Here is a 15,229-nt window from a genome sequence, read left to right on the forward strand (position 1 = left end):
AAAGGACAGGCCAGATATGAGCCCGCGCGACGAGATACCAGCCCTCAAGGGCCAGGACGGCGAAGGATCGGTGCAAGTGCATCAGGACGCGTCATTGAAAATCGAAGGCGCCAAGGTGTTTTCGGTTTACGGCAAGGGGGGATTGGTAAATCCACCACCTCCTCCAACCTTTCTGCGGCCTTCGCCAAGATGGGCAAGCGGGTTCTGCAAATCGGGTGTGATCCCAAGCATGACAGCACCTTTACCCTGACTGGCCGTTTGCAGCCCACAGTGATCGATATCCTGAAAGAGGTCGATTTTCATCCCGAGGAACTGCGCCCCGAAGACTTCGTCGCCGATGGCTGGGGCGGTGTGAAGTGCGTTGAGGCCGGCGGCCCACCTGCGGGCACGGGCTGTGGCGGCTATGTGGTTGGTCAGACGGTGAAACTGCTCAAGCAGCATCACATGCTGGAAGACACCGATGTTGTAATCTTTGACGTGCTCGGCGACGTGGTCTGCGGCGGGTTTGCCGCCCCGCTGCAACATGCGGACCGCGCGGTCATCGTCACCGCGAATGACTTTGACAGCATCTACGCGATGAACCGCATCATCGCCGCGGTCCAGGCCAAATCCGCCAACTACAAGGTGCGCCTGGCGGGCTGCGTCGCGAACCGGTCGAAGGACACCAATGAGGTGGATCGCTATTGCGCCACTGTGGGGTTCAACCGGATCGCCCATATGCCCGATGTGGACGCCATCCGCCGCTCGCGCCTGAAGAAAAAGACGCTCTTCGAGATGGACGACGAAGACGACATCATTGCCTGCCGTGCGGAATATGTCCGGCTGGCGGAAACACTTTGGAACGGCACCGAACCGCTGGCCCCTGCCCCGATGGAAGACCGCGATATCTTTGAACTTCTGGGATTTGATTGATGAGCTACGACCGCACGCTCTCTGACGTCGAAACCTATTTCGACAAGACAGCCACCCGCACTTGGGAACGGCTGACCAGTGATGCGCCGGTCTCAAAGATCCGCGAAACCGTACGTCGGGGCCGCGATGCCATGCGCGCGCAAATGCTGTCTCGCCTGCCCAATGACTTGCGCGGCGCTCGAATCCTCGACGCAGGCTGCGGTGCCGGTCAAATGACCACGGAACTGGCCCAGCGCGGCGCGGATATAGTCGCCGTGGATATCTCGCCCTCACTGGTGGGCATCGCGCAATCCCGCCTGCCAGAGGCTTTGCGCCCGCGCGTGTCCTTTCACACCGGCGACATGTTGCGCGAGGAACTTGGCCGGTTCGACCATGTCATGGCCATGGACAGCCTGATTTACTACCGCGACGCCGATATTGCCCGATCGCTCGCAACTCTGATGCACCGCACCACGGGACGCATTGTCTTTACTGTCGCCCCCCGCACGCCGCTTTTGATGGCCATGTGGTACGCGGGCAAGCTTTTCCCGCGCTCTGACCGCTCGCCCACCATGATCCCGCACAGCCCGGCGCGTCTGGCCCGGGCCTATGCCGACACCGGCGCACCGGGCAGGCTTACACCTCTGAACCGCATCACATCCGGCTTTTACATCTCGCAAGCGTTGGAGGTGGCTGCATGAGCTTCTCCTCACGCCTTAAGCAGCTTCCTCTGAGCAGCCTGCCCTTTGCAGATGCCGCCAGTGAAGGCCTGCCTATGGGTGAGCTTTTACGGCTCTCGCTCTTTCAGGTCTCGGTGGGGATGGCCACGGTCATGCTTTTGGGCACGCTCAACCGCGTGATGATTGTCGAGCTTTCAGTGCCGGCCACCATCGTGGCGGTCATGATCGCCCTGCCCGTGCTCATTGCCCCCTTTCGCACACTGCTTGGCTTCCGCTCCGACACCTATCGCAGCGCCATCGGCTGGAAGCGTATCCCCTACCTCTGGTTCGGCTCGCTGTGGCAAATGGGCGGTCTGGCCGTCATGCCCTTCGCCCTTCTGGTTTTGTCAGGGCAACAGGCCGTAGGCCCAAGCTGGGCCGGTGAAGTGCTGGCTGCCATCGCCTTCCTGATGACCGGTCTCGGCCTGCATATGACCCAAACCGCCGGTCTGGCATTGGCCACAGACCGTGCCGATCCCGACACGCGGCCACGCGTTGTCGCACTGCTTTACGTCATGTTCCTGCTGGGCATGGGGCTATCGGCCATCATCGTCGGCTTCCTGCTGCGTGATTTCACCGAGCTTGGCCTTGTGAAAGTTGTGCAAGGCGCGGCCATGGTGGGGATCATCCTCAACCTGATCGCGCTCTGGAAACAGGAAAAGATGGCCCCCATGACCAAAGCCGAACGCGCCGCACCCCGCCCGCGCTTCCGTGAGGCCTGGGCCGACCTGATGCAGGGCGGCGAGGCGGGTCGGCTTCTGGCCGTTGTCTTCCTCGGCACCATGGCGTTCAACATGCAAGATGTGCTGCTGGAACCTTATGGCGGCGAAGTGCTTGGCCTGTCGGTTGCAGCCACCACGACACTCACGGCTATCTGGGCCGTCGGCGCACTGACCGGGTTTGTCCTCAGTGGCAGGCTTCTCACCCAGGGGCGCAACCCCTACCGTCTAGCGGCACTTGGCGTTCTGGTGGGGATCGCGGCTTTCTCCGTTGTGGTCTTTGCCGCACCGGTGCAATCCACAGCGATGTTCTTTGCCGGTGCCGGTCTCATTGGACTGGGCAGCGGCATCTTTGCTGTCTCAACGCTCACAGCCGCGATGAATATGCCCGCGCGTGGCCTTGCCGGTCACGGGCTGGCCCTCGGGGCCTGGGGCGCGGCCCAAGCCACTGCTGCTGGTCTCTCAATTGCCTTTGGCGGCGCGCTGCGTGACGGCGTCAACGCCATGGCCACCTCCGGCGCATGGGGCGAGGTGCTCGACAGCACCGCCACCGGCTACACCTTTGTCTATCATACAGAAATCGTTCTGCTTTTCGTGACACTCGCGGTCCTCGGACCGCTGGTGCGCCACGTCAAGCTGACACCCGACACCAACCCACAAGGATCGGCCCGTATCGGCCTGGCCGATTTCCCGACATGACGGGCCGAGCCATGGAAAGGATGATGCCATGAGCAATGCATTTTTCGGAAACTTCGACCTTGCCAGCGTGGCCATATGGCTGTTCTGGTTCTTCTTCGCGGGGCTGATCTACTACATTCAACGCGAGAACATGCGCGAGGGCTATCCGCTTGAGGATGACGATGGCAACATCTCGGCCAATCAGGGCATGTTCCCCGTCCCAGAGGACAAAACCTTTGTCCTGCCGCATGGTCGTGGTGAGTTGACTGTCCCCTCGGGCCAACGCGGCGATCGGGACAACCTGCCTCTGGCAAAGACGGCCCACGGCAACGGCTTTCCTTTCCAGCCCACCGGCAACCCGATGACCGATGGCGTCGGCCCCGCATCCTGGGCCCCGCGCGAAGATCAGCCCGAGCTAGATGGTCATGGCCACCCCAAGATCGTGCCGATGGCCGCCACAGAACATTTCCACGTCGCCGCAGGGCGCGACCCGCGTGGCCTGCCTGTTGTGGCCGGAGACGGCGAATCGGTGGGCACCATCACGGATCTGTGGATCGACGAGCCGGAACAGCTTGTCCGCTACCTTGAATATGAACTCAACGAAGAGCACGGCGGCGGCAAGCGGCTTGTCCCGATCACGCTGGTGCGGGTCTGGAAGGACAAGGTGAAGGTCCTCAAGATCATGGGCCACCAGTTCGCTGACGTGCCAACACACGCCTCGAACCGGCAGGTGACCAAGCTCGAAGAAGACAAAATCTCGGCCTATTACGGCGGCGGCACGCTTTACGGCAATGACGCCCGCTTTGGCCCGATCATCGGCTAAGCCACGCGCAAACGGAGGGCGGCATGCCTCACGATCATGATGATTTCGCAGTAGAACCGGTTCCCGGCCTGCCCGAACGCCCCCCCGAGGGCGAGCAGATCCTCTGGCAGGGGCGGCCCAATTGGTGGGCGCTCACCCGCGAGTCGCTCAACCTCTACTGGGTCATCGCCTATTTCGTGGGGCTTTTTGCCTGGCGCTTTGTCACGCTGATTGACCGCGTGCCGTTTGACACGGCCTTTGCCGCCTCCTTCCCCTTTATCATCCTGGGAGGGATCGCAGCAGCGCTCTTGCTGATCATTGGCTATGTGCAGGCGCGCGCCACGATCTACACCATCACCAACAAGCGCGTCGCCATGCGCATCGGCGCGGCGCTGACCGTCACGCTCAACCTGCCCTACACACAGATTGCCCGCGCCGATCTGGACCTGCGCAAATCCGGCACAGGGACCATCGCCTTTGACCTCTTGGGCACTACCAAACTTAGCTATCTGGTGTGCTGGCCGCATGTCCGCCCCTGGCGGATCAGCAAGACCCAGCCCGCCCTGCGCTGCATCCCGGATGCCGAACACATCGCGCGCATGATGGCCGAGGCCGCTGAGGCCCGCATCAACACACCGCAAGTGGCCCGCAGACCAAGCCCCGCAACCGTCGCCGCCGAATAAGGACGAAAAAGAATGGACCGAACCGACACCAACCTGCCTCCCGCACCACAGGCATCGCATGACAAGGAACTTGTCCCGCGCATCCTGATCGTGGCGGTTTGCACGCTGGTTCTGACCATTCTGGCGCTGGTGACATGGGCCCGCGTGACGGATCAGCCTGTCACCTATGTGCCGCCCAAGGGTGAGATCACGCATGAGCGCACCTTCCATCTCACCGGCGACATGGCCGGAAGTGCCACGGTGACCGATCTGGACGGTACATTAATCGCCGATCTCAGCCCCGAAGAGGGTGGATTCATTTCCGGCATCTGGCGCGTGATCCAGCGCGAACGCACCAAACACCGCGTGGCCGTGAACGGCCCGCTGACGCTTGTCCGGTATGAAACCGGACGCATCGCAATTTACGACCCCAGCACGGGGTGGAGCGCCGATCTGATGGGGTTCGGCGCAGATAACGCCAGGGCGTTTGCACGCCTTCTGGCACAATAGAGAGGAGGCCAAAAAATGGGTTGGCTTACAAAAGACTTTGAGAGGGCACCTTGCACGGTTGAGGTCAGTCACTGCTTTGAGAGCCTGCACGCGCATGTGCGGTTCGACAATGGCGCGGTGATCTATCCCGGCGACGAGGTGAAAGTACACGGCGACGAAATCATGGCGCCCTTCGGTGAGGTCGTGCGGGAACAGCGCGAAGCCACCATCATCCGCGCCAGCAAGCTTGAACAGCTCTGGACCCGCCTGACCGGTGACTTTGAGGTGATGGAGCTCTGCGAGTTTTCCTTTTCAGAGGAGGTCACGCTATGAACGCCCATTCTGGAAAACACACCGCCGATGCCACCACAGTGGAAGAGGGTCTTGCCATCGCCGAAGCGCAAGATGCGCAATTCACCAATGAAATGGCCACCGAGACGGCGATGCAGAACACCCTGCTGACGCCGCGCTTTTACACCACCGATTTTGATGAGCTTGACGCCATTGATGTCAGCGGCGTCCGCGAGGATTGGGACAAGCTCATCGATCAGATGGAGGCTGATCCGAACCGAGGGCACTTCAAGAAGAACGAAGACTGGGACCATGTGGATTGGGACAACATGGAGCCGCAGCTCAAGAAGGAATTCATCGACTTCCTGATCTCAAGCTGTACGGCGGAATTCTCGGGCTGCGTCCTTTACAAAGAGATGAAGCGCCGTGGCAATAACAAGGACATCACCCAGCTTTTCCAACTGATGGCCCGTGATGAGGCCCGCCATGCCGGCTTTATCAACGATGCCCTCCGTGAAGCGGGTTTGCGGGTGAATCTGGGCTTTCTGACCCAGAAGAAGAAATACACCTATTTCCGGCCCAAGTTCATCTACTACGCCACGTATCTCTCTGAAAAGATTGGATATGCACGCTACATCACCATCTTCCGCCATCTGGAGGCAAACCCCGAACATCGCTTCCATCCGATCTTCAAATGGTTTCGTGAGTGGTGCAATGATGAGTTCAGCCATGGCGAGGCCTTTGCCCTTCTGATGAAGACCGACCCCAAGCTGACCAGCGGTGTCAACGTCTACTGGATCAAGTTCTTCCTGACGGCGGTCTATGCCACGATGTATGTGCGCGACCACCAGCGCCCGGCCTTCCATAAGGCACTTGGGGTGGATCCGGATTGGTACGCACATGAGGTCTTCACGAAAACCTCTGAGCTCTCCAAGCAGATCTTCCCGATCACCCTCGATATCGACAGCCCCAAATGGCAGCCCCTTCTGGAGCGTCTGCAAAAGGCCAATGTCGATCTGGATGTGGCCAAGAAACAGGGCGGGCCAATTGGCTTTGTCAAACGCATGAGCGCCTCGGCGCGTGCCGCAACAGCCTTTGTGCAGCTTCTGCTCATCCCATCGAAGGGACACCAAGTGCCCGCTAACGTAAGACTGGAGCCTGTATACTGATGTCCGCTTCGCCCTGGATCGCTGCGGTTTTCGCACTGTTCATCTGGTGGTTCTCCACCGGAGTGATCCTGATGGTTGTGCGCCATGCCGATACCAAGGGCGCGCGCACGCGGCTGCTCTCGCCTCTGATGGCCCTGCCCTTTCTGGGTGTGGGCCTTTGGGGGTTTGCCACCACTTTGGACATTGGCACAGTTACCGCCGCCTATGGGGCGTTCCTGGCGGCTCTGGCGATCTGGGGCTGGGTGGAGCTGTCGTTCCTGTCGGGTGCCATCACTGGCCCCAACCTGCGTGATTGCCCCGATGACCTGCCGGAATGGGAGCGGTTTGCCCGCGCCTGGGGCACGATTGCCTATCACGAACTTCTGCTGACCGTGATCTTTGCAGGTCTCTGGCTTTACGCTGCAGGGGCGGAGAATTCCGTTGGTCTCTGGACCTTCACGATCCTCTATTTCGCCCGCATCTCGGCCAAGCTGAACCTCTATTTCGGCGTGCCCAAGATCAATACCGAGTTTCTGCCCGAGGCTTTGGGCCATCTGGCCAGCCATTTCCGCATTCAACGGCTCAACTGGGTGTTTCCCGTTTCAATCACCGCACTCACCTTTGCCATCGCCTGCTGGCTGGAAAGGCTTTATGCGGCAACCACACCCGCAGAGATCACTGGCTTTGCCTTGCTGAGCACGATCACCGCGCTAGCGCTGCTGGAACACTGGCTGATGGTGCTGCCATTGCCGGATGCCAAACTTTGGCGCTGGATGCTGCCAGCGCCTAAACCAACACATACACAAAACAAGACGACAAGACCGGAGGGATCCCATGGATTTTGATGCCATGTTCAACGCGCAACTCAATGCGCTCAAAGAGGAAGGCAACTATCGCATATTTGCCGAGCTTGAACGCCAATGTGGGTCCTTTCCCAAGGCCAAGAGCTATGATGACAACGCGCCCGACGAGGTCACTGTCTGGTGCTCCAACGACTATCTCGGCATGGGCCAGAACGACACCATCCGCCAGGTGATGAAAGACGCCATTGACCTCTGCGGCACGGGTGCTGGAGGTACACGCAACATCTCGGGCACCAACCACTACCATGTGGAGCTGGAAAAAGAGCTGGCGGACCTGCATGGCAAGGAAGACGCCCTACTCTTTACGTCCGGGTATGTCTCCAACTGGGCGGCCTTGTCGACGCTGGGCGCGCGCCTGCCCGATGCGGTGATCCTGTCGGATGAACTCAACCACGCCTCGATGATCGAGGGCATGCGCCACAGCCGCGCCCGCAAAGTCATCTGGAAGCACAACGATCCCGAAGACCTTGATCGCAAACTGGCCGCCCTCCCGGCCAACGCACCCAAGATTGTCGCCTTTGAAAGCGTCTACTCAATGGATGGCGACATCTGCCCGATGAAAGAAATCATCGAAGTGGCTGAAAAACACGGTGCGATGACGTATCTCGATGAGGTTCATGCGGTAGGGCTATACGGGCCTCGCGGAGGCGGCGTATCCGAGCGAGAGGGGCTTGCCGACCGCATCACCCTGATCGAGGGCACGCTGGGCAAGGCCTATGGCTGCGTCGGCGGCTATATCACCGGGTCTGAGGCCATGTGCGACTTTGTCCGCAGCTTCGCCAGCGGCTTTATCTTCACGACCGCCCTGCCCCCAGCTGTGGCCGCCGCTGCCAAGGCATCCGTGGCCCATCTCAAGGAAAGCCAGATTGAACGCCAGATGCAGCGCGAACGCGTGGCCTATCTGCGCAATCAACTGGACAAACAGGGCATTCCGCATCTGGACAACCCCAGCCACATCATCCCCGTGATGATCAAGGATCCGGTCAAATGCCGGATGCTGGCCGATATACTCATGCGTGACTGGGGCATCTATGTGCAGCCCATCAACTATCCCACGGTTCCCAAAGGCACAGAGCGTTTGCGCTTTACGCCAGGGCCACTGCATAGCGAAGCCGACATTGACCATCTGGTTGAAGCTCTGAGTGTCCTGTGGAAGCAATGCGCCATCGCCCATGCAGTGGCTTGACGCCTATCGCGGCAAATTGACCACAAGACTGTTGACTTGCGCGTTCAGGTTCTATGTGTTGCTCAAGCCAATACCACGGAGGACGTAATGAAATCTTATGTAACAGCCACGGCTGCGCTTTTTTGTCTCGCAGCCCCAGCCCTTGCTGACGGCCACGCCTCAGGCGACCCTGCAGCGGGCGAAAAAGCGTTTAAACAGTGCAAGTCCTGCCACATGGTCGCAGACGGCGACAACGTGATCGTCAAAGGCGGCAAAACCGGCCCGAACCTTTATGGCGTCGTCGGTCGTACAGCCGGCACAGCCGACTTCAAATATTCCAAGGACGTGACCGCCGCCGGTGAAGGTGGCCTAGCCTGGGATGAAGCATCCTTTGTCGCGTTTGTTCAAAACCCGAACGACTACCTCAAAGAAGCAACCGGCAACGACAAAGCGCGCAGCAAGATGACCTTCAAGGCGCGCAAAGAAGAAGATGCCGTGAACATCTGGGCCTACCTGGCATCGGTTGGTCCTGAAAGCTAAGTTTTCACGCACTTTACAGATTAGAAAATACCGCTCCGAAACGAGCGGTCTTTTTCTTCATGCAACATCCAAAAAAGAAAATCGGCCGGGGTCTCCCTCGGCCGATCTTGAGTCTTTCATGCTGTTCTTACAGCTTGGCGCGTTCCGAGCGAAGCGCCAGCCACAGACAGTAGCACATCATCAGCACCACAAGTGTGAACGGAATGCCCGTGGACACCGCCGCCCCTTGCAAGGCTGACAGACCGCCACCCAGCAAGAGTGCAATCGCCACCAGCCCTTCCAGCGTGCACCAGAAGACCCGCTGGATCACCGGCGCATCCATCTTGCCGCCCGCCGTGATCGTATCGATCACCAGGCTTCCGCTGTCCGAGGACGTGACAAAGAAAATCACGATCAGGATCAGCGAAATGGGTGCCACGATGCTGTAGAGCGGCAGTTCCTTGAGGAACCCAAAGAGCGCACCCTCGGGGGCATAACTGTCGATCACCGTGGCTTTGACACCTTCGGCACCGCCCGCGTTCAGCATGTCGATGGCAGCACCGCCAAAGGTCGACATCCAGAGCGCACAGACAGCCGTGGGAGCGAGCAATGCACAGATGATGAACTCACGCACTGTACGCCCCTTGGAGATGCGCGCGATGAACATGCCGACAAAGGGCGACCATGCAATCCACCACGCCCAATAGAAGGTTGTCCAGCCATGGAAGTAGCTGGTGTCTTCTCGACCGAACGGATTGGACAGCGCCGGAAGCATCACCACGTAATCCACCATCACGTTGAAATAGCGTGTGATGGCCGCCCCGACCCCGGTGACAAAGATCACAAAGAGGAAAAGGCACACGGCCATGACCATGTTGATCTCTGACAGCCGCTTGACGCCCTTGTCCATGCCAAGACAGACTGAGCCCAGAGCAATCAGCGTGATGCCGATGATCAGGACAACTGTTACGGTGTTTGAAGGCTCAATGCCGAAGATCTCATTGAGACCCGCCGCCACCTGCTGCGCGCCCAGACCCAGCGATGTTGTCAGGCCAAAGAGCGTGGCAAAGACGGCCAGCGTGTCGATCATATGACCCCACCAGCCCCAGACACGTTCGCCCAGAAGCGGGTAGAACGCCGAGCGAAGCGTCAGCGGCAAACCAAGGTTATAGCAGAAGATGGCAAGGCTGAGGCCAACGGCGGCATAGATGGCCCATCCTTCCAGGCCCCAGTGGTGAATGGTGCCGACCACACCCACATATTCATTGCCCGGCTGCGTGATATCGACATTGAGCGGTCGCGCGCCGCCGTCTTCGGCGAAGTTGTAGTAAACCGGCTCAAGAACCCCAAAGAACAACAGCCCAATGCCGATACCAGCGGCGAACATCATCGCGATCCAGCCAGCATAGGAATAATCGGGCTTGGCGTCCTTACCGCCAATCCTGACCGAGCCTACGGGCAAAACAATCAAAACCAGACAGAAGAGCGTGATTGCGTTAACGGATAGAACAAGGAACCAGTCAAAAGTGCTTGTCAGCCATGGCCTCAGCCAGCCAAAAAACTCTGCCGTGGCCTCCTGATTGGCAAGTGCAATCAGCACGAACCCAAAAATCACGACGCTTGAGATCAGGAATACCGGGTTGTGAATATCGAGCCCCATAGGCCTGATATTGTCCTGGCCCATTTCGTAATCTGTCGAAAACTCCATGTGGCCTTCGCCCGCGTTTTGCGGGTCGTCAGATGTGGTCATTTTCTGGCTCCCTCTTGCCCCGCCGGTTTATCCCGGCATTGAGCCAAGGGTTCTGCGCAAGTGACGCTGAGTCAAAGGGTTTCTTGGACCACATCTGGACCATTTGACCAAGCACCTGCGGCATTTTCTGCAGGAAAATCACCGCAAGTGGATTTGAAAACCAGCTTAAAGTACCCCTGCATGAACATGACAAACCTCATTTTTTTCAAAATCAAATTGCGCGCCAAAGCGCGTCATGCTGCAAGGCAGAAAAATCCACGGAATCGCGCTTGAAAACCGCCGGTGATTTCCGCCAGTGCCGAGAAACTCGTCCTAACAGCCTGTCGGAAAATAGACTTTTTCTGCCGGGGCATGGTCAGAATCATGCGCACACTCGAATGTTGTCACCCTCTATTTGACAACCCCAAACGGCACGACATCCGCAGTTGACCCTGCGGCTTGTGTCGCCGTGAGTGCAATGTCTCGTGCCGTCAGACCTGCCGCTTCATACATCTCATCGGGGCTGGCTTGATCAATGTAGCGATCCGGAAGATGCATCGTACGAATGGCAAGACCACGATCCAACGCGCCCTCGGCAGCGAGCGTTTGCAGCACGATGGCCCCAAAGCCGCACATCGCGCCTTCTTCCACTGTGATCAGCGCCCGGTGATGGCTTGCCAGTTGCAGCACCAGCTCACGATCCAGAGGCTTGGCAAACCGGGCATCAGCCAAAGTGACGGACAGCCCCGCATTCTCCAGTATCTCCGCCGCTTCCAGGCACTCGGTCAGATGTGCACCGTAAGACAGGATCGCAACGTCAGTGCCTTCAAAGAGCACCCGACCCTTGCCAATCTCTAGAATCTCGCCACGCTCAGGCAATTGCACGCCCGTCCCTGCCCCACGCGGATACCGAAACGCAATCGGCCCCTCGTCATGCGCCGCCGCCGTGGCCACCATATGCGTCAGCTCTGCTTCATCAGCCGCCGCCATACAGGTCATGCCGGGCAAAGCGCCCAGATACCCGATATCAAATGCCCCTGCATGTGTCGGCCCATCGGCCCCCACAAGCCCCGCCCGGTCAATCGCAAACCGCACCGGCAGGCCTTGCAAAGCCACATCATGCACCACCTGATCATAGCCGCGTTGCAGGAACGTCGAGTAAATCGCGCAGAACGGCCGCAATCCGCTGGCCGCCATCCCCGCCGCAAACGTCACAGCATGTTGTTCGGCGATGCCAACATCAAACACCCGGTTCGGAAACCGCTCGGCCATGATGTTGACGCCAGTACCCGAAGGCATCGCCGCAGTGACCGCCACAACGTTGGGATCTCTCGCGGCTTCTTGCGTCAACGCCTGGCCAAAGACCGAGGTGTAGGACGGCGCGGACGCCGATTTCTTGGCCTGCGCCCCGGTTTCCACGTCAAACTTGGAGACACCATGATAACAATCCGCGCTGGCCTCCGCCGGGGTATATCCCTTGCCCTTGACCGTGCAAACATGGATCAGAACCGGCCCGGTGGCCCGCGTGTGCGCTGCGCGCAGCACGGGCAAGAGTTGATCCATGTCGTGGCCATTAATCGGCCCGACATATTCAAACCCAAGCTCTTCAAAAAGCGTGCCCGATTCCGAGACCCCCGTCACAAGCTGCCGCGCGCGCTTCGCCCCTTCGCGCATCGGCGCAGGCAGGGCCGCTTCAAACCCCTCGGCCAGGCTCTTCATCTTGGCCAGCGGCTCATTGGCATAAAGGCCAGAAAGGTAGGATGACATCGCGCCAACAGGAGGCGCAATGCTCATCTCATTGTCATTGAGAATGACGAACATCCGCCGCCCTTCGGCGCCCGCATTGTTCATCGCCTCATAGGCCATGCCCGCACTGATCGATCCATCGCCAATCACGGCAATTGCATCGCCCGTAGGCCGTCCCATGTCGCGCCCGACCGTAAACCCAAGTGCAGCACTGATCGAGGTGGAACTATGAGCCGCACCAAAGGGGTCGTATTCACTCTCCGCGCGCTTGGTGAACCCGCTCAGCCCATCCTTCTGACGCAGGGTACGAATGCGATCCCGCCGCCCGGTGAGAATTTTATGGGGGTAGCACTGATGCCCCACATCCCAGACAAGCTTGTCCATCGGCGTGTTGAACACCGCATGAATGGCAACGGCCAGTTCGACAACGCCCAAAGATGATCCCAGATGCCCGCCAGTCTCGGAAACGGCGGAAATCACCTCGGCGCGCAGTTCGCGTGCAATTTCGGCCAGATCACTGTCCGGCAGTTGACGCAGGTCGGACGGGCCAGCGACCCGGTCCAGAAGCGGTGTTGTTGGTGTATCTTTTGGCATCGCACCCCCCTCAAGGCGGCTTGGGCGCAACCCGCATCACTCGGGCAGCAGGTGCGCGATTTGAGGACAGGGCCGCTAGGGATAAGCGGCCCACGTCCAAGTCGTTCAGTTGCCGTAATCCGGCACGCCCGTCGTCGCCAGCTCCGGCCAATCTGCAATCACATTCGTGCCCTGCAACGGCTGCTGATAGCCTTTGTGACAAGTCCGGCAGGCCGCTTTCGGCGCATCCTGATGCACCGGGCCCAACCGTTCGGGCGGATAGGTGTCTTTGAGCGGAATGAGGTAGTCGTTGTTCAATTCCTGAACCATCGAGATACCAAGGCTCTCAGTGCCCCATTGCGGCGTCACTTCGGTCCCGTCATAGAAGGCGCGGTTGTTGTGACAAAAGACACAATTCACACCCAGCGAATTGGCAATGTAGTTCATCAGCGCATAGGTCCGCTCAGCCTGCTGAATACCAGGATACCCTTCCTGCCCCGGAATACCGGCCACCCGGCTTTCCAGATCATGCACACCGATGGTCTCGCCCTCGACCAGATAGGTCTCAAGCGCATCCGAAGGCAGCGATGTAAAGGAGCTGAGCGGTGTGGCCCGGTTTTGAACAGCCGCCCATCCGGACACACGCTCATTCACCGGCGACAGCTTGAACCAAATGTCGCTTGGCACGTTCTGACCACGGTGACAGGTCATGCAGGTTACACCAACTTGGCCATTGGCATTCACATGACCATCCCAGTTCTCGTTGATGTTTTGCGTCATCTCGATCATCCGGCGCGAGACAACTTTGGTGTAGAGGCTGTCCTCGCCATACGTCTCAACGTCGCCATCTCCGTGACAGTACGCGCAGCCCTCTTCGGGCGCGACCCAGCGTGTCATCGCCGCCATTAGCCGGTTGAAATTGGACTCCGTCAGCCCGCCAAGGATCTGCACGTTCTCATAGATATCCGATGCAATCGGCTCATCGGCTTCGATTGCGAATGGCGGATCCTCAATAAGCTCAGCAATATCGGGGTCCGGCACCACCCTGTCACTGTCAAACTCCGTGATCGACATCCCCGTCCCGCGCGGCCCGGTCTGAAGGCTCTCAGTTGCATAGGGCTGCCCAAGGGCAATCAGAATGGCCGCCGCAAACACCGCCGCCCCCACGACACCCACAAAGATAGCTGGCCCGTAGATGTTGGTGGGATTGTGTTTGTTCCACTCATTGAACCATTTGGGAAACATGTCTTACTCCTCCTTACCGATGAAGGCTTCGTAAGACCCGTAAGCCTCGTAGCCGTAAGAGCCGTCGTAAGCCGGGGCAAAGTTGTGCTCTTGCGCCCAGATGAACCAGTTGTCGACAACTGTGCCCGTCAGCAGAATACCAATGCCACCTGTGATCGGCGTCAGCACCGCAAACCACCAGGCCCAGCGGTGAATGCCCTCCATCGTCGCGTTGAACCCCATGGTCCAGCGCCAGAAAAGGGCCGCACGCTCGGTGGCTGTGCCCCGGTCCACGATCTGTTCAAGCTCGCGGTCCCCGCCATAGCGCGTCACCGCCAGAATGGTCGCCCCATGCATCGCAAAGAGCAGCGTGGAGCCATAAAGGAAGACGATCGAAAGGCAGTGGAACGGGTTGTAATAGAGGTTTCCGTAACGGATCGAGAACGCCGTGGTCCAATCCAGATGCGGGAAGATGCCATAAGGCACCGCCTCTGACCACGACCCCATCAGGATCGGGCGGAAGAGGTTGAGCACCAGCATCAGCCAGATGGCCGAGGCAAAGGCCCAGAAGATATGTTTGCCCATCTTGTGATTGGCCGCGAGGATCCAAGTCCGCGCCAGCCAACTCATCACGCTCACCAAAAGGAAGAATGAGGCAATAATGAACCATCCCCCTTCATTAAGCGGTGGAATGGACAGCCCATGCTCCGGTCCCGGCGGCTCCAGCGCCAGCCAGAAGCCCTGCCGCAGGAATTCAGGGATCGAATAGTTGACCTGCGCCAACATGTTCATCCCCACGATATTCAGCGCCAGAACAAAGCTCACCAGGCTGACAACCCCGGTCCAACCGAGATTTATGGGCCCCAGCTGCGCGTTGCCGATCCAGCCGACAAGTTTGCTAAAGCGAGGCGCAAAGCCGCGCTCTGCTGTCAGGGTGCCATCATCGTCCATGCCCCATTCGGGCTGACCCTGAACCTGCACCTGATTGAAGATATTCTGATACTCAATCAT

14 protein-coding genes and 1 pseudogene are annotated in these 15,229 nt (G+C 59.1%); 11 read left to right on the forward strand and 4 right to left on the reverse strand.

From position 1 onward, the window contains the following. Nucleotides 1-16 precede the first annotated feature (16 nt). The 11 genes and pseudogenes from bchL (at nt 17) to RZ517_RS13585 (ending at nt 8,967) form a co-directional block, all read left to right on the forward strand. A pseudogene (gene bchL / locus RZ517_RS13535) lies at nt 17-912 on the forward strand (ferredoxin:protochlorophyllide reductase (ATP-dependent) iron-sulfur ATP-binding protein). Further along, nucleotides 912-1,592: a magnesium protoporphyrin IX methyltransferase gene (bchM, locus tag RZ517_RS13540; protein WP_338548718.1), complete on the forward strand. Its 681-nt coding sequence runs from the start codon at nt 912-914 to the stop codon at nt 1,590-1,592. Before bchL ends, bchM begins: the two are co-directional and overlap by 1 nt. Continuing rightward, a complete protein-coding gene (locus tag RZ517_RS13545) occupies nt 1,589-3,028 on the forward strand; it encodes a PucC family protein (protein ID WP_338548719.1) in 1,440 nt (479 codons plus the stop codon). Before bchM ends, RZ517_RS13545 begins: the two co-directional genes overlap by 4 nt. 28 nt (nt 3,029-3,056) lie before the next feature. Further along, nucleotides 3,057-3,830: a photosynthetic reaction center subunit H gene (gene puhA, locus RZ517_RS13550; protein ID WP_338548720.1), complete on the forward strand. Its 774-nt coding sequence runs from the start codon at nt 3,057-3,059 to the stop codon at nt 3,828-3,830. 23 nt (nt 3,831-3,853) lie between these two features. Further along, nucleotides 3,854-4,492, forward strand: a complete 639-nt coding sequence (gene puhB, locus RZ517_RS13555) for a photosynthetic complex putative assembly protein PuhB (protein ID WP_338548721.1) — start codon at nt 3,854-3,856, stop codon at nt 4,490-4,492. A gap of 12 nt (nt 4,493-4,504) precedes the next feature. Continuing rightward, complete coding sequence (gene puhC, locus RZ517_RS13560) at nt 4,505-4,981, forward strand: photosynthetic complex assembly protein PuhC (RefSeq protein WP_338548722.1); 477 nt, start codon at nt 4,505-4,507, stop codon at nt 4,979-4,981. Nucleotides 4,982-4,996: 15 nt separating this feature from the next. Beyond that, on the forward strand, nt 4,997-5,293 hold the full coding sequence (locus tag RZ517_RS13565) for a hypothetical protein (protein ID WP_317057460.1): 297 nt from the start codon (nt 4,997-4,999) through the stop codon (nt 5,291-5,293). Beyond that, the gene (gene acsF / locus RZ517_RS13570) at nt 5,290-6,420 is read left to right on the forward strand and encodes a magnesium-protoporphyrin IX monomethyl ester (oxidative) cyclase (protein ID WP_338548723.1); all 1,131 of its coding nucleotides are present in this window, start codon (nt 5,290-5,292) and stop codon (nt 6,418-6,420) included. The genes RZ517_RS13565 and acsF overlap by 4 nt, the downstream gene beginning before the upstream one ends. Then, nucleotides 6,420-7,244: a putative photosynthetic complex assembly protein PuhE gene (puhE, locus tag RZ517_RS13575; protein WP_338548724.1), complete on the forward strand. Its 825-nt coding sequence runs from the start codon at nt 6,420-6,422 to the stop codon at nt 7,242-7,244. The genes acsF and puhE overlap by 1 nt, the downstream gene beginning before the upstream one ends. After that, nucleotides 7,234-8,448 (forward strand): 5-aminolevulinate synthase, encoded by a 1,215-nt coding sequence (hemA, locus tag RZ517_RS13580; RefSeq protein ID WP_338548725.1) that lies wholly within the window; start codon nt 7,234-7,236, stop codon nt 8,446-8,448. The genes puhE and hemA overlap by 11 nt, the downstream gene beginning before the upstream one ends. Nucleotides 8,449-8,535: 87 nt before the next feature. Further along, nucleotides 8,536-8,967, forward strand: a complete 432-nt coding sequence (locus RZ517_RS13585; RefSeq protein WP_338548726.1) for a c-type cytochrome — start codon at nt 8,536-8,538, stop codon at nt 8,965-8,967. Between the two features lie 127 nt (nt 8,968-9,094). On the opposite strand, the gene RZ517_RS13590 is transcribed toward RZ517_RS13585, so the two are convergent. From RZ517_RS13590 to pufM, 4 genes are all read right to left on the reverse strand, one after another. Next, complete coding sequence (locus RZ517_RS13590) at nt 9,095-10,696, reverse strand: BCCT family transporter (RefSeq protein WP_338548727.1); 1,602 nt, start codon at nt 10,694-10,696, stop codon at nt 9,095-9,097. Nucleotides 10,697-11,086: 390 nt separating this feature from the next. Further along, complete coding sequence (dxs, locus tag RZ517_RS13595) at nt 11,087-13,015, reverse strand: 1-deoxy-D-xylulose-5-phosphate synthase (RefSeq protein ID WP_338548728.1); 1,929 nt, start codon at nt 13,013-13,015, stop codon at nt 11,087-11,089. A gap of 105 nt (nt 13,016-13,120) precedes the next feature. Beyond that, nucleotides 13,121-14,239, reverse strand: a complete 1,119-nt coding sequence (gene pufC, locus RZ517_RS13600; protein WP_338548729.1) for a photosynthetic reaction center cytochrome PufC — start codon at nt 14,237-14,239, stop codon at nt 13,121-13,123. A gap of 3 nt (nt 14,240-14,242) precedes the next feature. Then, entirely contained in the window at nt 14,243-15,229 is a 987-nt protein-coding gene (gene pufM / locus RZ517_RS13605; protein ID WP_338548730.1) for a photosynthetic reaction center subunit M, read from the reverse strand.

It is taken from the genome of Roseovarius sp. S88, from assembly GCF_037023735.1.
Taxonomy (GTDB): Bacteria; Pseudomonadota; Alphaproteobacteria; order Rhodobacterales; family Rhodobacteraceae; genus Roseovarius; species Roseovarius phycicola.